The organism is Pseudomonas sp. B19(2017), from assembly GCF_002113165.1.
Taxonomy (GTDB): domain Bacteria; phylum Pseudomonadota; class Gammaproteobacteria; order Pseudomonadales; family Pseudomonadaceae; genus Aquipseudomonas.
Genome location: NZ_NEJR01000003.1, coordinates 370,698 through 388,963, shown reverse-complemented (window position 1 = coordinate 388,963; position 18,266 = coordinate 370,698). Strand labels below are relative to the sequence as shown.

General features: G+C 65.1%; 15 protein-coding genes. 6 read left to right on the top strand and 9 right to left on the bottom strand.

The features are described 5' to 3' along the window. Window positions 1–12 precede the first annotated feature (12 nt). Complete coding sequence (locus tag CAF70_RS07505; protein WP_085627076.1) at window positions 13–2,499, top strand: autotransporter outer membrane beta-barrel domain-containing protein; 2,487 nt, start codon at window positions 13–15, stop codon at window positions 2,497–2,499. Here CAF70_RS07505 and CAF70_RS07500 read toward each other — a convergent pair. Continuing rightward, window positions 2,496–3,119 (bottom strand): LysE family translocator, encoded by a 624-nt coding sequence (locus CAF70_RS07500; protein ID WP_085627074.1) that lies wholly within the window; start codon window positions 3,117–3,119, stop codon window positions 2,496–2,498. The two genes, CAF70_RS07505 and CAF70_RS07500, sit on opposite strands and share 4 nt — an antisense overlap. Window positions 3,120–3,251: 132 nt before the next feature. Between CAF70_RS07500 and CAF70_RS07495 the strand changes: the two genes are divergently transcribed. Together CAF70_RS07495 and CAF70_RS07490 are read left to right on the top strand one after the other, a co-directional pair. Next, on the top strand, window positions 3,252–4,061 hold the full coding sequence (locus tag CAF70_RS07495; RefSeq protein ID WP_085627072.1) for an AraC family transcriptional regulator: 810 nt from the start codon (window positions 3,252–3,254) through the stop codon (window positions 4,059–4,061). A gap of 116 nt (window positions 4,062–4,177) precedes the next feature. Further along, window positions 4,178–4,792, top strand: coding sequence for a LysE family translocator (locus CAF70_RS07490; RefSeq protein ID WP_085627070.1), 615 nt, complete (start codon window positions 4,178–4,180; stop codon window positions 4,790–4,792). On the opposite strand, the gene CAF70_RS07485 is transcribed toward CAF70_RS07490, so the two are convergent. After that, window positions 4,740–5,465, bottom strand: coding sequence for a metallophosphoesterase (locus tag CAF70_RS07485; RefSeq protein WP_085627068.1), 726 nt, complete (start codon window positions 5,463–5,465; stop codon window positions 4,740–4,742). The genes CAF70_RS07490 and CAF70_RS07485 overlap by 53 nt on opposite strands. A 74-nt stretch (window positions 5,466–5,539) precedes the next feature. On the opposite strand from CAF70_RS07485, the gene CAF70_RS07480 reads away from it, so the two are divergent. From CAF70_RS07480 to CAF70_RS07470, 3 genes are all read left to right on the top strand, one after another. Continuing rightward, window positions 5,540–6,055, top strand: coding sequence for a DUF3016 domain-containing protein (locus CAF70_RS07480; protein ID WP_085627066.1), 516 nt, complete (start codon window positions 5,540–5,542; stop codon window positions 6,053–6,055). 75 nt (window positions 6,056–6,130) lie between these two features. Next, window positions 6,131–6,874 (top strand): carbon-nitrogen hydrolase family protein, encoded by a 744-nt coding sequence (locus CAF70_RS07475; protein ID WP_085627064.1) that lies wholly within the window; start codon window positions 6,131–6,133, stop codon window positions 6,872–6,874. Next, a complete protein-coding gene (locus CAF70_RS07470; protein WP_085627062.1) occupies window positions 6,871–7,113 on the top strand; it encodes a hypothetical protein in 243 nt (80 codons plus the stop codon). Before CAF70_RS07475 ends, CAF70_RS07470 begins: the two co-directional genes overlap by 4 nt. Before the next feature lie 4 nt (window positions 7,114–7,117). On the opposite strand, the gene CAF70_RS07465 is transcribed toward CAF70_RS07470, so the two are convergent. The 7 genes from CAF70_RS07465 to CAF70_RS07435 all read right to left on the bottom strand — a co-directional run bounded on the left by CAF70_RS07465 (window position 7,118) and on the right by CAF70_RS07435 (window position 18,246). Continuing rightward, on the bottom strand, window positions 7,118–7,618 hold the full coding sequence (locus CAF70_RS07465; protein WP_085627060.1) for a methylated-DNA--[protein]-cysteine S-methyltransferase: 501 nt from the start codon (window positions 7,616–7,618) through the stop codon (window positions 7,118–7,120). Window positions 7,619–7,873: 255 nt separating this feature from the next. Then, the gene (locus CAF70_RS07460; protein ID WP_085627112.1) at window positions 7,874–9,514 is read right to left on the bottom strand and encodes a fatty acid--CoA ligase; all 1,641 of its coding nucleotides are present in this window, start codon (window positions 9,512–9,514) and stop codon (window positions 7,874–7,876) included. A gap of 11 nt (window positions 9,515–9,525) precedes the next feature. Then, on the bottom strand, window positions 9,526–11,304 hold the full coding sequence (locus CAF70_RS07455) for an acyl-CoA dehydrogenase C-terminal domain-containing protein (RefSeq protein ID WP_085627058.1): 1,779 nt from the start codon (window positions 11,302–11,304) through the stop codon (window positions 9,526–9,528). After that, window positions 11,297–13,861, bottom strand: coding sequence for an RND family transporter (locus CAF70_RS07450; protein ID WP_085627056.1), 2,565 nt, complete (start codon window positions 13,859–13,861; stop codon window positions 11,297–11,299). The genes CAF70_RS07455 and CAF70_RS07450 overlap by 8 nt, the downstream gene beginning before the upstream one ends. A gap of 15 nt (window positions 13,862–13,876) precedes the next feature. Further along, a complete protein-coding gene (locus CAF70_RS07445; protein ID WP_085627054.1) occupies window positions 13,877–14,872 on the bottom strand; it encodes a YCF48-related protein in 996 nt (331 codons plus the stop codon). A gap of 21 nt (window positions 14,873–14,893) precedes the next feature. Further along, window positions 14,894–16,252 carry a DUF1329 domain-containing protein gene (locus CAF70_RS07440; protein ID WP_085627053.1) on the bottom strand — a complete coding sequence of 453 codons (1,359 nt, stop codon included), beginning with the start codon at window positions 16,250–16,252 and terminating at the stop codon, window positions 14,894–14,896. A 38-nt stretch (window positions 16,253–16,290) separates the two neighbouring features. After that, window positions 16,291–18,246, bottom strand: coding sequence for a DUF1302 domain-containing protein (locus CAF70_RS07435; RefSeq protein WP_085627051.1), 1,956 nt, complete (start codon window positions 18,244–18,246; stop codon window positions 16,291–16,293). Between the last annotated feature and the right edge of the window lie 20 nt (window positions 18,247–18,266).

Genomic DNA, 18,266 nt, shown 5'->3' with positions numbered 1-18,266 from the left:
ACTTCCTGGAGTATGGAGGCTTTCCTGATGCGTCTACGCCTGATGCTGACCCTGGGCTCATTACCCCTGTTAGGCATGGCCCTGCCCGCCGCACAAGCAGCTTGCACCTTCACACCCAGCCCGGGTAACGACACTTACACCTGTGACAGCGGTACCGCGCCTTCGCTGGTGGATACCGGCGGCAACAACCGCCTGGTGTTCCCCGCAAACGGTAGCGGCGCGGTTACCGACAACGTCACCTTCGGTGCGGGCAGGGACAGTATCGATATGGCCTCCGGCAGTATCGGCGGCAACGTCAACCAAGGCTCGGGCATCGACGACTTCGTCATGAGCGGTGGCGTCATCGAGGGCAACCTCAACCAGGGCGATGGCCTGGACACCTTTCATATGAAAGGCGGCTGGATCAAGGGCACATTCGATAGCGGCGACTATGCCGAAATGGACGCCGGGCGCATCGGCAACGTCAACATGCGCCTGGACCAGAACACCTTCATCATGCGCGGCGGCAGTGTCGACAGGAACGTGATCACTGCCTTTGACAAGGACTACGTGGAAATCTTCGACGGCAGCATCGGCGGCAATATCAGCGTCAGCGGTGGCGATGACCAGGTGCTGGTGCATGGTGGCCAGGTAGGCGGCGATGTGCTGCTAAGCACTGGCAATGACCGCTTCACCTGGGACGATGGCCGCATCGTTGGTCGAGTCGATGCGGGACCGGGTGATGACGCGGCACTGCTTAAAGGGCTGAAACCCGAGGTGCTGGCCATTGCCCTGGACGGTGGTGAGGGCAACGACAGCCTGACCTTTGACGCCAGCCAGGCAGTTGGCGGCGCCCGCTATGTCAACTGGGAGCGCATGGCGTTGAACAACGGCAGCCAGCTCGCACTCGATGACACGCTGGTGCTAGGGGATACCAACAGCACCACCGGCAGCTTCGTCATAGACGCCAGCAGTACCGTCACGTCACGCCAAGGTGTAATCGCTGCCTTTGGCCCGGACCAGCGCGTTGCGCTGAACAACGCGGGCACCATCGATCTGGGCAGCGGTGACACCCTGGGCCGACTGACCGTCCAGGGCGACTACACCGGCAACAACGGCACCCTGCGCTTGAACAGCGTGCTTGCCGGTGACGGCGCCGCCTCCGATCGCCTGGTGGTCAGCCGCGGTGCGATTGGCGGCTCTACCCAGCTGCTCATCAACAACCTCAACGGCGCTGGCGCGGCGACGGCGCAAAACGGTATACAGGTCGTCGAGGCCCGCAACGGCGCCACCAGCAGCGCCACCGCCTTTGTGCAGGTACAAACGCTGTCTGTTGGCGCCTACGACTACCGGCTGTTCAAAGGTGGTGTAACCGCTGGCAGTGAAAACAGCTGGTACCTGCGCTCGACGCTGGTCGCTGCGCCCGCTCCTGTCCCGGAACCCGGGCAGCCGTCGCAACCCGGCGAGCCACCAGTGATCGCCCCGGCTGCCACGCCACCTGTCGCCGCTCCAGCGCCCGGCCAGGTCGAGCTGCCTACCCCGATCCAAGGCCAGAGCCTGCCGCTGTACCGTCCTGAGGTCCCGGTGTACGCCGCTGCACCGAGGGGCGCCGCGATCATCGCCCGCCAGGCCTTGGGCACGTTTCACCAACGCCAGGGCGACCAACAGTTGCTCAAAGGCGAAGGCGTCCTGCCCGCCAGTTGGGGTCAGGCCTACGGCGGCGCGTTACGTCAGCAATGGAGCGGTACGGTCAGCCCGAGCCTGGATGGCGACCTGTACGGCTTCAAGGTCGGCCAGGACCTGTACACCAAGGTTGGCGACAGCGGATACCGCCAGCATGTCGGTATCTATGTCAGCCATAGCCGCCTGGACGCCAACGTCAAAGGCTTCGCCCTCGCGGTGGAGAACCGCAGCGTCGGTGACCTGGAGCTTGATGGCGACAGCGTCGGCGCCTACTGGACGCTGGTCGGACCGCAAGGCGGCTACCTCGACGCCGTGCTGCAGTACACCAACCTGGATGGTCGGGCGCGTTCGGACCGGGGTGGCAAGTTGAACATCGACGGCCACGCCCGGACCGCCTCACTGGAGTCCGGCTATCCCGTCGCCCTGTCCGAACGCTGGGTACTGGAGCCGCAGGCTCAGTTGATCGCGCAAAAAGTCTCGCTCGACAGCGCCAGCGATAGCGTCTCGCACATCAGCCACGACGCCCAGGTCGAGCTGATCGGTCGGCTGGGGTTACGTGTCGAGGGGGCCTTCAAAGACAGTAGCAACCACCTGTTGCAACCCTATGCGCAAGTCAACCTTTGGCACGGCGACGGTGGCCGCGATACCTTGACCTTCGATGGCGTCGACAAGATCAGGACAGACTACCGCTATACCTCGGTGCAACTTGAAAGCGGCGTGGTCGCGCAGGTCAACGAAGCGCTGAGCCTGCATGGCGGGGTGCAGTACACCGCCAACCTGGACAGCCGCCAGCAGGAAGCCAGCGGCGTGAACCTGGGCCTGCGCTGGCAGTTCTAGCGCCGCGCAGCCAGCAGCCCGAGGCCGGCGCAGCCCAGCAAGGAGGCACTGACCCGGTTGAACAACCGGCGCGGGCCGGGCTGGCTGAACCAGCGCTGCATGTAAGCTCCCAGGCCGGCGTAGATGGCGATGGCAGCCCATTCCAGCAACAGGAACAGTACACCCAGCCAGAGGAACTGCTCGCTCACCGGGGTGGCGCTGCCGACCGAGACGAACTGCGGCAGGAACGCGGTGAAGATCAGGATCGCCTTCGGGTTGCCGGCGGCCACCCAAAATTCCTGACGTGCCAGGCGCCAGGTGCCGCGCGGGTGATCGCTTGCCACCACAGCCTCGCCCACCGGTGCCCGCCACAATTGCCAGGCGATGTAGAACAGATACGCCGCGCCCACCACCTTGATCGCCAGGAACAGATATTCACTGGTGTGCAGCACCACGGCCAGGCCCATCGCCGCCAGGGCGATCATGCCGCTGAAGGCGACGATGCGCCCGCCGCCGGCCAAGCAAGCCGTACGCAGGCCGTAGCGGCTGGCATTGTGCAGCGACAGCAGGTTGTTCGGCCCCGGTGCCATGTTCAGGGCGAAGCAGGCCGGAATGAAAAGCAGCAGGCTTGAAAGGTCCATTATTGTTTTTCCTTTGGCAACGAGCGCCTATTTCGGCGGTTACCGTGCCTTGGGGTCAAGTTACAGCCAGCGGAAAAAACTGTATGGGTGCCCGGCGCCTGATAAGCTGCCGGGCATACCGAGGACCCAGTGATGCCCCGCTCCCATGCCGCGCTGTGGCGCGACCCGGCCCTGCCGCATGTCGAAAGCCGCCGCGCCTGCCATAGCCGCGCCTGCTACAAGGCACACAGCCACCCGACGTTTTCCATCGGTGTGGTCGATGCCGGCCACAGTCATTTCACCGGTGCCGGCACTGGCCAGCAACGCCTGACGCCCGGCACGCTGGTGCTGGTACCGGCCCGCCGGGTACATGCCTGCAACCCCGAGCCCGGGCTGGCGTGGAGCTATCAGATGCTGCATGTGGATGCCGACTGGCTGGCACAGCTGCGCCTGGAGTCGGGCCCGGGCGGTGCGCAGGCTGGTGAACCGGCGCGTATTTGTCGGGATCCACTGGTGTATACGCAGTTCTGCGAGCTGAACAACTTGCTGTTTTCCAGTGCCAGCCACAGCGAGAAGGATGAGGCGCTGATTGCTTTTCTGGGGGACCTGGACTTTGCCGCGCAGCCGCCACTGGCGGCGGCACCGGCTTTGCCGGCGACGGCCTTGAGCGGGCTGATCGCGCGGGTCGAAGGCCAGGACCCGGCGCAGTTGAGCCTGGAGGTACTGGCGCGGGAGGCCGGGCTTGGGCGTTATCAGTTGATCCGGGCGTTTCGTGCCGCTACCGGGTTTACACCGCATGCCTATCTGCTCAACGCCCGGGTCGCCCGTGGCCGGCAGCTACTGGGTGAAGGGCAGGCGCTGGCAGAGGTGGCCTACCAGCTCGGCTTTGCCGACCAGAGCCATTTCCAGCGGGTGTTCAAAGCCCATGTGGGGGTGACGCCGGGGCAGTACCGAGGAGACTGAAGACCTGCGCGATCCCTGTAGGAGACCGAGTCAGCATTCGGGATTTGCAATATTCTTCAATACGCCTGCCTGGCCCGGCAGCAGACTGCGGTTTTTCCCTCAGAGCCGCCCCGCCCATGCAACAATTCCTGATCATCGCCCTTGCCCACTTCCTCGCCCTGCTCTCACCCGGCCCGGACTTCTTCCTGGTCGCGCGCACCTCGGTCAGCAGTGGCTGGCGGGTTGCCAGCGGCGCCTGCCTGGGTATCGCCCTGGCCAATGGCCTGTTCATCGCCATGGCTTTCACCGGGCTGTCGGTACTACAGGAAGGCAGCCTGCTGTTCACCCTTCTGCAACTGGCCGGCGCCGGCTACCTGCTGTACATCGGCACTCTGTTCCTGCGCCATGCCGGGCAAAACAGCCTGGGCTCCGTCGTTGGCGAGCAAACCGCCCAAGGGTGGTGGCGGGGATTGGGCATGGGGTTCCTGTCCGGCATCCTCAACCCCAAGAACGCGCTGTTCTATGCCAGCCTGGTCAGCATGGTCGCCAACGCCAGCATTGGCTGGAAGGCAACCTACGCCCTGTGGATGTTCAGCATCGTGCTGCTGTGGGACCTGCTGGTAGCGGTGGCCATCGGCAACCCGCTGGTGCTGCGGCGCTTCGCTCGCTGTCTGCCGTGGCTGGAGCGGGCCTCGGGGGTCATGCTGGTGCTATTGGCTGCGGCGCTGTTGTTTCACCTGGCCTGGGGCTGACCAGTTGCAGGGTCCGCATGTCCATCAAGGTGAAATGGCCGCTGGCCCAGCCCCCGGTGTCCAGGTGCCAGACGTTGCCCAGCAGCTTGGCTTCCAGCACCGGCGTATGGCCCACCAACAAGGCTCGCAGGCCCTGCACGGGCTGGGTATCGCCTACTTTCAGCCGCCGCCTTGACCATTGGCACACTTCCCTTACCTCGGGGTCGTCATCCAGCTCCAGCCAGGTCCTCAGCACCGTCCAATCGGCATAGGGGCTGTCGGCGTGCAGCAGGCCTACCAGGCCCGCCGCACTTTCAACCTCTATCGCAATCGGCATTTGCTCGAACCGCTCCACGAAACGCAACTGCCGGATCCGCGGCAGGTCGAGAAACCAGCCACCGCCAGCGGCGCGATACATGTCCAGGTCGAGCCGCCCGCCACGTACCCGGGTAATTGCCAGGGCCTCATGATTACCCTGTACGGCATGGAACCAGGGCTGCGCCAGCCATTCCAGCGCCGCCTCGCTGTCCGGGCCACGGTCGACCAGGTCACCCACGCTGAACAGCCGGTCCACGGCCGGATCAAACCCCACCGCATCCAGGCATTGCTGCAGGCGCTGGAAGTGACCATGGATATCGCCCACCGCCAGGTCACGTCCCCGCAGATTGGCGATCAGACGCCGAAACCGTGCCATTGCAATCTTCCTCTGCTGTAGCGCCATGCCAGGGGTAAAATGGAAGCACACGCAATCTGCCCCGGAGGTGCATCATGCGTACTGCCCTCGTGTGTGCCGTGCTGATGGCGCTGTCACTGGACAGCATGGCACAAGGTACCCCGGCCGCGCAGGTCGAGGTGCGTTTCGACCACCCGGAAAAATTCCGCGATGCAAGCCTCGACAGCCACGGCTACGAGCGTGGCGCCGACGCCTATGTAATGAACACCCTGGCCCAATACCTGCAGAAGCTTGGCCAACGCTACCTGCAACCCGGCCAGCAACTGCTCATCGACATCCGCGACATCGACCTGGCCGGGCGCTTCGAGCCCTGGCACAGCCAGGCCTACGATGTACGCTTCATGCGCGAAATCACTTGGCCGACCATCGACCTCAGCTACACCCTCAGCCAACCGGGCAAACCCGACCAGCAGGCGCAGGAGCGGGTAAGCGACAAGATGTACCTCAGCCGCCCGGGCCGGGTCGCCAGTAGCAGCGACCGCCTGTATGCCGAGAAGGCCATGCTCAACGACTGGTTCCGCCAGCGCTTCGCCGCCCATCCGGCATCCTGAAAATCCCTTCACTGGAACAGGTGTTGCTGCCGGTAGTATGCTCGGCTCTTCAACCTGTACCAGGGAAGGGTTTTCATGAAACTGTGCGCCGTGCAGCTGGCGTCGCTCAAGGGCGATGTACACGCCAACCTCCAACGCCACCTGGCCTGCATCGAGCAAGCCGCGGCCCTGGGCGCCGAACTGGTGGTGTTCCCCGAACTGTCGCTGAGCGGCTATGAGCCAGGCATCGCGCGCCAGGCCGCCCTGCCAGTCAGTTCGGCGCAACTGGACCCGTTGCAGGCAGCCTGCGACCGGTTGGGTATCACTGCCGCCGTCGGCCTGCCACTGCCATCGCCCGATGGCATCCGCATTGGCATGCCGATCTTCAGCCCCGGGGCACCGCGCCAGGCCTATGCCAAACGGCGCCTGCATGATGATGAACTGCCTTGGTTCACCCCTGGCGACCAAGCCTTGCTGCTACAGGTGGGGACGCACCGGGTAGCGCCTGCAATCTGCTACGAATCGATGTTCATGGCGCATGCGGCCGCAGCGCGGGAACACGGTGCCGACCTGTACCTGGTCAGCGTGGCGAAAACTGCCAAGGGCATCCGCGAGGGGTACCTGCACTACCCCGAGGTGGCGCGCGAGCTGGGCATGCCGGTGTTGCTGGCCAACTGCGTGGGGCCGGCCGACACCTTCATTGGCGCCGGCGGCTCGGCGGCCTGGGACAGCCAGGGGCGCTTGCTGGCCAGCCTGGATGATCATAGCGAAGGGCTGATCGTGCTGGACACCGCCACCGCCAGGGCCGTGACCGCCCCCCTGGCGCCCCACCCGGCATGATCTATCTGTTTCTGGCGGTGCTGAGCTATGGCTGTACCTACTACCTGACGGGTTTGCTCATCCAGGGGCAAATGGCCGATGTGGTCGAGGGTTTACGCCACCGTCCCGATGCGCCGACCCCCGGCGAGTACCTGCGCGCCGTCAAGCCTCATGCACGCCGTGCCCAACGGCAGTACACCCTGATGGCTGGCTCGGCGCTGGCCCTGCTGGCCTGTCTGGTCGCCAGCTGGTTCGGCTGACGGCTTACAGGTCCAGTGCCAGGCTTTGCCGGCCCTCCAGCGCCAGCAGGTACTGCTTGGCCGCCAGGCCGCCGGCAAAGCCGGTCAGGCTGCCCGATGCCCCGATCACCCGATGGCATGGCGCGATGATCGAGATCGGATTGCGACCATTGGCGGCGCCGACCGCGCGCACCGCACTGGGGTTGCCGATCTGCCGGGCGATGTCGCTGTAGCTGCGGGTTTCACCGAACGGTATCGCCAACAGCGCGGCCCACACCTGGCGCTGGAATTGGGTGCCGGCAAAATCCAGCGCCAGGTCGAAGCGCTGGCGTTTGCCGGCAAAGTACTCGCCGAGCTGGCGGGCGCTTTCCAGCAGCACCGGGCACTGGTCGTCACGGTGCATGGCGCCAAGGCGCACGCGGTTTTCCCGCTCCTCTTCCCAGAGTACGGCAGCCAGGCACTCGCCACGTGCGACCAGGGTCAAGGTGCCGACGGGCGACTGCATTAAAGTGAATGCGCTGGACATAACAGGCTCCTGCCAGGTTGCGATCAATCTACTGTACGCATCCACAGCCCTGGCTGCATCCGCTTTCTTGCTCAGGTAATCGCTCGGCGTCGGCATATTGCCCGGACCAGAGTACCCTGCACCGCGTCGCCTGCTTCGCGGGCATGCCCGCTCCCACAGGGACCCCATCAGCTGAGGGAATGCGCCATACCTGTGGGAGCGGGCGCGCCCGCGAACACCGGCGCAGCCGGTGCCATCAGCCGGTTCTGCCACCATTCAGAGAAATGCCTGCCGGATCCGTTTCTTGTCGATCTTGCCAACGCTGGTCTTGGGGATCTCGTCCACGCAACGCAGCTGCCGCGGTATCGCCCATTTGTTCAGGTGGCCGCTGTCGACAAACGGCTGCAGGTGCCCGGCCAATGCCGCCTGGTCGAACAGCATGCCGTCACGACGAACCACCAAGGCCAACGGTTGTTCACCCCATTGCGGGTCCGGGATGCCTATCACTGCTACCGAAGCGACAGCCGGGTGCTGACTGATCAGGTTCTCCAGCGCCACCGAGCTGACCCACTCGCCACCGGTCTTGATCACATCCTTGATCCGGTCACGAATCCGCAGCACACCCGCCGGGTCGATGCAGGCCAGGTCGCCGGTGTGCATCCAGCCCCCCAGCCACAACGCGGCGCCCTGCTCCGGTTCGTGCAGATAGCCCTGCGTCAGCCAAGGCGCACGCACCACGATCTCGCCCTGGCTTTCACCATCATGTGGCACATCATTGCCTTCAGCATCGACGATGCGCAGGTCTACCAGGGCAATCGGCACACCGGCATCGATACGCAGCGGCAGCTGCTGCGCCATGGGCAGTGCCAGCAGCTCGGCGCTCAGGTGGGTGATGCTCAGCAGCGGGCAGCTTTCCGACATGCCGTAGCCGCAGTGCACGCTGATACCACGCTCGCTGGCACGCTGCGCCAGGCCCAGGGTCAGGGCACTGCCGCCCAGCAGCATCTTCCAGCCGCGCAGGTCGCCGCACCGCCCTTCCTCGCTGTCCAGCATCATCTGCAGCACCGTGGGCACGCAATGGGAGAACGTGACGCCCTCGTCACGGTACAGACGCACCAGGCGATTGGGCTCGTAGCGCCCGGGGTAGACTTGCTTGATGCCCAGCGCCGTGGCCACGTAGGGCACGCCCCAGGCATGCACGTGGAACATGGGTGTGATAGGCATGTAGACGTCGCCGCTGCGCAGCAGCGGCACTTCGCCGCAGGCCGCCAGGGTGCCTTGCTCGACCAGGGTATGCAGCACCAGTTGCCGGTGGCTGAAGTACACGCCTTTGGGGTTGCCGGTGGTACCGCTGGTGTAGAACAGCGTGGCCAGCGAATGCTCGTCGAAATCGGCGAAGTCGAACTGCGGCTCGGCAGCCGCCAGCAACGCTTCGTACTCGCCGAGCAACGGCACGGCCTGCGCTGCGTGGCCGCCATCGCTGAGGCGGATGAAACCCTCGACCGTCGGCAACTCATCGCGTAGCTGTGCCATCAACGGCAGGAAGTCGTCATGCACCAGCACCAGGCAGTCCTCGGCATGGTTCATGGTGTAGCGCACCTGCTCGGTGGACAGCCGCACGTTAACCGTGTGCAGCACCGCGCCCAGCATCGGCACGGCAAAGAAGCACTCCAGCGCCCGGTGGCTGTCCCAGTCGAGCAAGGCTACGGTGTCACCTGGCTTGACCCCGGCGGCGGTCAGCACGTTGGCCAGCCGCTGGATGCGTTCGAGCAAGGTGGTGTAGGTGTAGCGCAGCTTGTCGGCGTAGACGATTTCCTGGTTGGGCTGGTAGCGCACGCCCGACAGCAGCAGGCGCTTGATCAGCAGCGGATAGGCATAAGCCTGCTCCGCCGCGGGCATGATGCGAGTGGTGATCATGTCGGCGGCCTTCACAGTTGCCCGGCCTCGAGCAGGTACAGGCTGTCGCTACCGGCCTTCACACTGGCGCTCAGCGAATGTATGCGTGGCAGCAGGCGGGCAAAGTAGAAACGCGCGGTGCCCAGCTTGCTCAGGTGGAACGGCTCCGGAGCCGCATGACACTGGCAAACCAAGGCCATGCGTGCCCACAGGTAGGCGTAGAAGGTGTAGCCAAATACCTGAAGGTACTCCACCGCCGCGGCGCCCAGCTCACGCGGGTTGCCCTGGGCACGATCGAGCAACCACGCGGTCAGTTCGTCCAGGTTGCGCACTGCAGCCAGCAGCGGCGCGCCGAACTCCGCGCACGCCGCGGGCAGCACCTCGGCAAAGGCAGTAATTTCGTGGGACACGCAGCGATACGCCTCGCAGCCATCGGCGAACAGTTTACGCCCCACCAGGTCGAGGGCCTGGATGCCATTGGTGCCTTCGTAGATCTGGGTGATGCGGCAGTCGCGGATCAGCTGCTCCTGGCCCCACTCACGGATATAGCCATGGCCACCCAGCACCTGCTGGCCGTGCACGGTGGTCTCCAGCCCCATGTCGGTGAGGAAGGCCTTGGCCACCGGCGTCAGTAGCGCGACCTTGGCCTCGGCTTGCGCGCGTGCGACCGGGGCTTCGCTGTACCTGGCCAGGTCCAGCTGCAGTGCCACATAGGTGGAAAAAGCCCGCCCGCCTTCGTTCAGCGCCTTCATGGTCAGCAGCATGCGCCGCACGTCCGGGTGGACGATGATCGGATCAGCACTCTGACCAGGTGCTTCGGCGCCGCTCGGCGCACGGCCCTGCTGGCGATCACGGGCATAGGCGATAGCGCCCTGGTAGGAACGTTCGCCAAGGGCCAGGCCCTGGATACCCACACCCAGGCGCTCGTAGTTCATCATGGTGAACATGGCGTTGAGGCCCTTGTTCGGCTCGCCGACCAGGTAACCGATGGCGCCGTCGAAGTTCATCACACAGGTGGCCGAGGCCTTGATGCCCATCTTGTGCTCGATCGAACCGCAACTCACTGCATTGGCCTCACCCAGCACGCCGTCAGCGTCGACCAGCACCTTGGGCACCAGAAACAGCGAAATGCCCTTGGCCCCGGCGGGTGCATCCGGTAGCCGCGCCAGTACCAGGTGGATGATGTTCTCGGTCAGGTCCTGCTCACCGCCAGTGATGAAGATCTTGGTCCCGCTGATGCGGTAGCGGCCATCGGCCACCGGCTCGGCGCGGGTGCGGATCAAGCCCAGGTCGGTGCCGGCGTGCGGCTCGGTCAGGCACATCGAACCGGTCCAGCGCCCTTGGTACATGGGCGGCAGGTACAGCGCCTTCAACGGCTCGCTGGCATGGTTGAGCAGCGCCAGGCAGGCCCCGGCGGTCAGCATCGGGTACAGGCCGAACGACAGGTTGGCGGCATTGAGCATTTCCTCAAGCTGGGCACCGATCACTTTCGGCATGCCCATGCCGCCGTACTCCGGGGCACCGGCCACGCCGACCCAGCCATCGGCGGCAAATGCCCGGTAAGCATCGGCGAAGCCATCGGGGGTACGCACCTTGCCGGCCTCCCAGCGGCAGCCTTGCTCGTCGCCACTGCGGTTGAGCGGCGCCACCACCTCGGCAATCAGCTTGCCGGCCTGTTCGAGCACCGCCCGGGCAGTTTCGCCATCGACCTGCTCGGCCAGGGCGGGCGTTTGCGCCCACCAGGCCGGGATGTCGAACACTTCGTTGAACAGAAAATCCATGTCGCGCAGTGGCGGAAGGTAATCAGACATGAGGCGAGCACTCGGTTTCTTGGGTTTGCGAAAGCGACGTGGCCTGGGCCTCGGCAGGCGCCGGGGCGGTCTGGCCACGCAGGAGGAAATGCGACAACGCCGGGATCAGCACCAGCGCGCCGAGCATGTTCCACAGGAACATGAAGGTCAGTAGCAGGCCCATGTCGGCCTGGAACTTGATCGGCGACCAGGCCCAGCCCACCACGCCGGCCGCCAAGGTGATGCCGACCAGCCCCACCACTCGGCCGGTGAAGGCCACGGCCTTCTGGTAGGCCTGGGCCAGGCTCAGCCCAGCGCGCTGGTAATGCAGCTGCACGCTGAGCAGGTACAGCGCGTAGTCCACGCCAATGCCAACGCCCAGGGCGATTACCGGCAGGGTGGCGACCTTCACGCCAATGCCCATGGCCACCATCAACGCCTCGCACAGCACCGAGGTGAGCATCAGTGGCAGGATCGCCACCAGCGTGGCGCGCCAGCTGCGGAAGGTGATCAGGCAGAACAGGGTGACCGCCAGGTACACCAGCAACAGCATGCGGTGGTTGGCCTCGCGGACCACCACATTGGTGGCGGCTTCGATGCCGGCGCTACCGGCGGCGAGCAAGAACTGGTGGTCGGCGTTGCTGTTGGCCTGGGCAAAATGTTCGGCCACCGCGGCCACCTGGGCCAGGGTGTCGGCGCGGTGATCCTTGAGGTAGGCGATGACCGGCATCAGCGAGCAGTCGTTGTTGAACAGTTCCGGGGCGTTGACCGAGGCCTGCTGGGCGGCGTAGTTGAGCACGTCCTGGTTGCGCTGCAGGCTGTTCAGGCGCGGGTTGCCTTCGTAGGTGCCGGCGGTGATCTGGCGCACGGCGTTGGCCAGCGACACTGTGGTCTGCACCCCCGGCAATTGCTGCAGTTCCCAGGCCAGACGGTCGGCGAGGACCAGTGTCTGGTATTGCAGGCAGCCTTCCGGCGCGGTCTTGACCATCACCGCGAAGGTATCGCTGGACAGCGCGTAGTGCTGGGTGATGTAGGCGTTGTCGAGGTTGTAGCGCGAATCCGCGCGCAGCTCGGGGGCGCCGCTGTCGAGATCGCCGATTTTCAATTGCAGGCTGCCCCAGATGCCAAGGGCGCCCAGGGCCAGGGCCGCCAGCAGTGCGGCGCTGGCCCATTTGCGTTCGGTGAAGCGGTCGAGCACGCGCCAGGGATTGATTGGGGCTGCGTTGCAGCCCTTCGCGGGCATGCCCGCTCCCACAGGGACCGCGTCGGCTTCAAGTCTATCGCGATACTTGTGGGAGCGGGCATGCCCGCGAAGGGCCGCAGAGCGGCCCCAACGAGCATCAATCTCCAGGGCTCGCTCGGCCGCCTTGCGGCCAACCCCTACATACGACAGCGCCACCGGCATCAACAGCAGCGAGGTGAAGATCAGTACGGCCACGCCGATGCTGGCGGTGATGGCCAGGTCCTGGATCACCGGGATGTCGATCAGCATCAGTACGGCAAAACCCACCGCATCGGCCAGCAGCGCAGTCACCCCGGCCACGAACAGGCGGCGGAAGGTATAGCGCGCGGCCACCTGGCGATGGGTGCCACGGCCGATGTCCTGAAGGATGCCGTTCATCTTCTGCGCCGCGTGGGATACGCCGATGGCGAAGATCAGGAACGGCACCAGGATCGAATACGGGTCGATGGCGTAGCCCAGCCAGGCGACGATGCCCAGCTGCCACACCACCGCAGTCAGCGAACACAGCACCACCAGCAAGGTGCTGCGCACGCAACGGGTATAGCAATAGATGATCAGCAGGCTGGTCAGCACCGCCAGGGCGAAGAACGCCATCACCTGGATCAGCCCGTCGATCAGATCCCCCATCAGTTTGGCGAAGCCGATCACATGGATGCGGTACTGGCCGCTGGCCTGGTACTGGCTGCGCAGTTGTTCGAGCTTTTGCGAGAAGGCGTGGTAGTCGAGGCCTTTGCCGGTGGCCGAGTCCTGGTCGAGCAACGGCACGACCAGCATGCTCGACTTGAAGTCGCGCGCCACCAGGCTGCCGACGATGTTGGCGCGCTCGATGTTCTGCCGCAGTTGCTCGATGTCAGCCGCCGCGCCCTGGTAGCCGTCGGGCATCACCGGGCCGCCCTGGAAGCCCTCCTCGGTCACCTCGGTCCAGCGCACCGCCGGGCTCCACAGCGACTTCACCCAGGCCCGGTCCACGCCCTGGCTGAGGAACAGCTCGTCGTTGATGTGGCGCAGGGTCTGCAGGTAGCCGGGGTCAAAGATGTCGCCCTGGGTGTTCTCAACCACCACCCGCACTGCGTTGCCCAGGCCGCGCAGCGATGGGCGGTTTTCCAGGTAGTTCTGGATGTAGGGGTGGCTCTGCGGCAGCATCTTGTCGAAACTGGGCCGCAGCTCCAGGCGGGTCAGCGCCATGTAGCCCAGCACCAGGGTCGCCAGCAGCATGCACAGCAGGAACGGCAGGCGATGGTTGAACACCAGGCGCTCCAGGGCATTGCCTGAGCGTGGGTCGAAATCGTCGAGGTTGCGGATTACCGGCAGGGTGTCTTGGCGGGTAGCGGCCATCGGGGTCTTCTCTTGTTATGGGTGCAGCGTGGGGTTGCCAGGCTGGTTGCGGACGCCCCGCTCGCCGACCAGGACCAGGCCATTGCCGGTATCGGTGGCGAGCGCAGTCACCGGGCCACGGGCGCCTTGCGGCACCGGGCTGAAGCTGGCGCCGTCATCCCGGCTTAGCAGCAGGTCGCCAGCCTGACTGGCCAGCCACAGCTGGCCGTCACGGTCGACACCGGCGGCGGTGAGGCTGGTGTTCACGCCAGTGCTGACCGGTTGCCACTGCCGGCCGCCATCGGTGCTGCGGTAGGCATGCCCACGCAGGCCGTAGACCAGCAGCACACCGGGCTTGCCGACAGCACCGAACAGTGTGCCGGCGTAAGGTGTTTCGACGCGGCTGAAGCGTTCGCCGTCCTGCTTCAGCAGCAGGCCTTGCTCGCCGGTGATGTACAGCTCGTCACCCACTGCGGCCAGGCTGGTCAGGTGCAGGCCTTGCGGGTTATCGCTGTGGTCGAGCCAAGGCTGCCAGTGCTCGCCGCCGTCAACGGTGCGCAACAGCAGGTTGAACACGCCGACCGCATAGCCATTGCGGGCATCGCTGAACCACACGTCGAGCAAGGCATTGTCGCTGCCCGTACCCGGCAGTTGTTCGGCCAGCACCCGGCCATCGAGCTGCTTCTGCCAGTGCACTCCGCCATCGCGGCTGTGCAGCACCACGCCATCGTGGCCAACTGCCCAGCCCAGCTCAGGCGTAGCAAAGCTCACGGCATTCAGGTCGGCGCTGACCGGCACCTGGGCCTGCTGCCAGTGCACGCCGTGGTCGTCGGAGTACAGGATGTGCCCACGTGGGCCAACCGCGACCAGGCGCTGCCCGGCCAGGGTTACATCACGCAAGGCGCTGCTGGCGACCAGGGCGCTGGGCATCGCGGGCAAGTCCAGCACATCGGTGAAGGGTGCCGCGTGAGCCGCGCCCTGCAGCGTGGCCAAGGCCAGAACTACCACGCTGCATCGTTTGAAGACAGACATTGCCACCTCTGCTGTGTGCGTTCAGCGAATGCCGTTGCCGGCCAGCGACTCGGGCGACCATTGGGTTTTCGACAGCGGGTCGATGTAGCGGATGCCGCCGTAGGCTCCGACCACGCCATTGAGGTTGTAGGTGCCGCCGATCAGGTCGTAGATCATGAACGGCGTGGCGTCGGGGGTCTGTTTGTCGTAGCTCTGGGTGAGGAAGGCGAACGAGCCGCGGTACAACTGGCCGCGCGCGTCGTACTGGTCCGAAGCCAGGGCGATCCAGCTATCTTCGTCGAGGTAGAAGCGGCGCTTGTGGTAGATGTGCCGCGCGCCGTCCTTGAGCTTGCCTTCCACCACCCACACCCGGTGCTTCTCCCAGCGCACGAACTGCGGCGCCAGGTGGTTGGGTGTGATCACCTGCTTGACGTCGGTGTTGTAGGTGAGCTGGTAAGTGTTGTATGGCACGTACATTTCCTGTTTGCCGACCAGGGTCCAGTCGTAGCGGTCCAGCGCGCCGTTGAAGACGAACACGTCATCGTAGGTACCCGAACCCGAGGTGCCCGGGTTGGGCGTGTCGTAGGCCAGGTTCGGTGCCAGCTTGACCCGGCGCTGGCCCGGCAGGTACTGCCAGGCGCTGCGTGGCTGCACCAGCGGGTTGGCAGCATCGCGCAGCATCATCGCTTCGCCGGCACGGCGGGCGGGCCCGGTGTACACCAGCTTCATCTGGTAGTAGGTGTCCTTGGCGCCAATCGGCTTGGCCATGTCCTCGTAGATCGGGTAGCTGATATTGGCCTGGCCGGTGGTCGACAGCGATGGCTTGCCGGCGGCATCGACGTTCCACGAGTCGTACTTGGCGGTCATGCTCACGCCCTGGTAGCGCAGCAGGAAGTTCCACATGGCCTCGGCACCGTTCTGCGGAATCGGGAACGGGATGCCCGGCAGCACGTTGTCCACCGCGGTGCCACCCTCCTTGCTGTTGGCTGCCGTGGCGTTCTTGCGGGTGTTGTCGAGTACCGCTTGCGGCAGCGCCACGCTACGGTGGGTCGGGTACACATCGACGCGGTAGCTGGGGTAGCGCTTGAGCAGTTCCAGGGTGGTGGCGGTCAGCTGGCTCTTGTACTGCTCGGCGTTGCTGGCATCAATGACCAGCAGCGGCTTGTCGCTGGCGAACGGGTCTGGGCGCATGCTGGCGCCGCTCTGGTAGCTGGCTGGCGGGGTCTGCAGGCCGCCCTGGTAGGCCGGGATCGAGCCATCGGCATTGCCGGCCTTTTCCGCGCCGATGGCAGTCAGGCTGGTGCCCAGGCGCGCGGCCTGGTCAGTGGAGACGGCGGCCTGGGCAGCGTTCAGCGCGGCCAGTGAAAGGCACGAGGCCAGCAGGGTACGTACGAAATTCATGATGGTTGTCTTCCTGTGTAGGCTGTAGGAAACATGACTCAGAAGGTCGTCTTGACGGTCAGGTACAGGGCGCCACGGTCCTCGGTGGTGGCACCACCGCCGGAGAAGGAGGCATAACCGCCGCCGTAGCAGGTGTAATCCTGTTCGCCGTCCAGGGCGTTGGGGGTGCTGCCGTCGGTCTGGCCGTCCTTGCAGGCCTTGGTCTCACCGAAACTGTCGACGTACTTGAGGTCGACGAAGTACTGGTTGTAGATCGCGGCGCTCACACCCACCGCATAGTTGCCGGTGTTCTCGGCGCCGCCGCCCTGCACCGGCGACACGCCGTCGAGGCCGACGTTTACCGACAGCGGCATGCTCAGGTCCATGCCCGGCAGCACCTGGTACCAGGTCGGGGTGAAGTTGACAGCGATGCCCCAGTTGTCGCGGGTGGCCTTGTCGATGCCGTGGTAGCTGCTCTTGCCCTTGTACAAGGCCTCGTTGTGGCTATCGAGCTTGAGCAGGTTGCTGTAGAACAGCTCGCCAAGCAGGGTTGCCGAATCGAACAGCGGCGTATCGCCAATGGTCATCAGGCCGTTCAAGGTCCAGTGCAGGGTATCGCCGGTGGCGCTCAGGCTGTCGCCATCCTTGGGCACGTCATAGATCACGCCGCTGGCAGGCAGGCGTGCCGGCAGCAGGCCGAAGCCGCCGCCCAGGCCACCCTGGCCGGGGGCGCTGACGATTGCCGGGATGCTCGCCAGCGGCATGTTGTGGCGGATGTTCAGGTCACTGCCGACACTGATGCCGCCTACATCCTTGGACAGGCTCAGGCCATAGATGTCGATGTCGTCGGAGTAGGCGAACTGGTAAGTCGTGCTTTGCAGCGAGTTGTACAGGTTGCCGACCGCACCCTGGCGGCTGCCCGGCGGGTTGCCGAACGGGCCGTTGGCGACGGTCATGCCGCGCGTGTCGAGCCAGGCCTGCGGGAGGATCTCGGAAGTTTTGCGGTAGTAGAAACCGAGGGTGCCGCCGAGCCATTCGGGTGACCATTTGGCCATGATGCCCCAGTCGCCACTCTTGCCCGGTTTCAGGTCGTGGCCACGGCGGATGGTGGTCAGCGCGCCGCGTACCGGGATCAACCCTGGGGTACCGGTGTGGCCGAGCAGGAAGCTTTGGGCGCCCTCGCCTACCACGTCCGAGCCACCGTAGTAGGTTCCGGCTTCGGGCAAGCGGGCGGCGTCCCAGTCGAAGAAGTACTGGGCGCCCAGGGTCAGTTCAGAGTTGACCAGGAACGAGGTCGACAGCTGGTTGCGCGGCACGAACAGCTCCTTCGCCTCGGTGCCCGGCGAGGCGGCCAGCTTGGCCAGGTCGAGGCCCGACTGGCCATAGCTCAACGAGTGCACCGGGTTGAGCAGGGTTTCGCCCCAGAACAGGTTGTGCTGGCCGAGCTTGGCGCTGACCTGCGAGGCCTCGCCGACTTCACGGCTGAAGAACACGAAGGCATCCAGCACTTCACCGGACGGGCCGCTGTAGTATCGCTGGGCGTAGTTGCTCAGGTGCGGGCTGCCCAACGGCACACCGGTGCCGGGCAGGCCATTGAGGCTGGGGTTGATGCCGGACTGGTCACCGTTGCCGTTGACGAACGGGTTGCTGTTCGAACCGGTGTTGTCGTAGGCCTTGTCGTACCAGCTGGCGGTGCTGACGCGGAACCCGGTGTTGCCCTGGTAGACCACGTCCAGTTCAGTCAGCAAGTCGACCCGGTTGGTGATGTTGGTACCCGCCTTGCGGAAGTTGTAGTCACCGTCGTTGCTGTTGGGCGTGCCCAGCATGCGCTTGTCGGCGCTTTCGGTGCGCACGCCGTAGTTGTACTTGAGGGTGTTGTCAAAGCGCACGGCCCAGTTTTCATTGCTGGTATCGACTTCGAACGCCTGGGCAGCGGGCAGCGTGAGCAGGCCGATGGCGCAAGCGAGCAGGCAGCGCTGTGGTTTCACAGCACGGTGAATGCGGTGTTCTGGCATTACGATGGCTCCACGTATTG

Coding starts and splice junctions, on each gene's coding strand:
- CAF70_RS07505 (WP_085627076.1), top strand. CDS start 13: ATGGAGGCTTTCCTGATGCGTCTACGCCTGATGCTGACCCTGGGCTCA.
- CAF70_RS07500 (WP_085627074.1), bottom strand. CDS start 3,119: ATGGACCTTTCAAGCCTGCTGCTTTTCATTCCGGCCTGCTTCGCCCTG.
- CAF70_RS07495 (WP_085627072.1), top strand. CDS start 3,252: ATGCCCCGCTCCCATGCCGCGCTGTGGCGCGACCCGGCCCTGCCGCAT.
- CAF70_RS07490 (WP_085627070.1), top strand. CDS start 4,178: ATGCAACAATTCCTGATCATCGCCCTTGCCCACTTCCTCGCCCTGCTC.
- CAF70_RS07485 (WP_085627068.1), bottom strand. CDS start 5,465: ATGGCACGGTTTCGGCGTCTGATCGCCAATCTGCGGGGACGTGACCTG.
- CAF70_RS07480 (WP_085627066.1), top strand. CDS start 5,540: ATGCGTACTGCCCTCGTGTGTGCCGTGCTGATGGCGCTGTCACTGGAC.
- CAF70_RS07475 (WP_085627064.1), top strand. CDS start 6,131: ATGAAACTGTGCGCCGTGCAGCTGGCGTCGCTCAAGGGCGATGTACAC.
- CAF70_RS07470 (WP_085627062.1), top strand. CDS start 6,871: ATGATCTATCTGTTTCTGGCGGTGCTGAGCTATGGCTGTACCTACTAC.
- CAF70_RS07465 (WP_085627060.1), bottom strand. CDS start 7,618: ATGTCCAGCGCATTCACTTTAATGCAGTCGCCCGTCGGCACCTTGACC.
- CAF70_RS07460 (WP_085627112.1), bottom strand. CDS start 9,514: ATGATCACCACTCGCATCATGCCCGCGGCGGAGCAGGCTTATGCCTAT.
- CAF70_RS07455 (WP_085627058.1), bottom strand. CDS start 11,304: ATGTCTGATTACCTTCCGCCACTGCGCGACATGGATTTTCTGTTCAAC.
- CAF70_RS07450 (WP_085627056.1), bottom strand. CDS start 13,861: ATGGCCGCTACCCGCCAAGACACCCTGCCGGTAATCCGCAACCTCGAC.
- CAF70_RS07445 (WP_085627054.1), bottom strand. CDS start 14,872: ATGTCTGTCTTCAAACGATGCAGCGTGGTAGTTCTGGCCTTGGCCACG.
- CAF70_RS07440 (WP_085627053.1), bottom strand. CDS start 16,252: ATGAATTTCGTACGTACCCTGCTGGCCTCGTGCCTTTCACTGGCCGCG.
- CAF70_RS07435 (WP_085627051.1), bottom strand. CDS start 18,246: ATGCCAGAACACCGCATTCACCGTGCTGTGAAACCACAGCGCTGCCTG.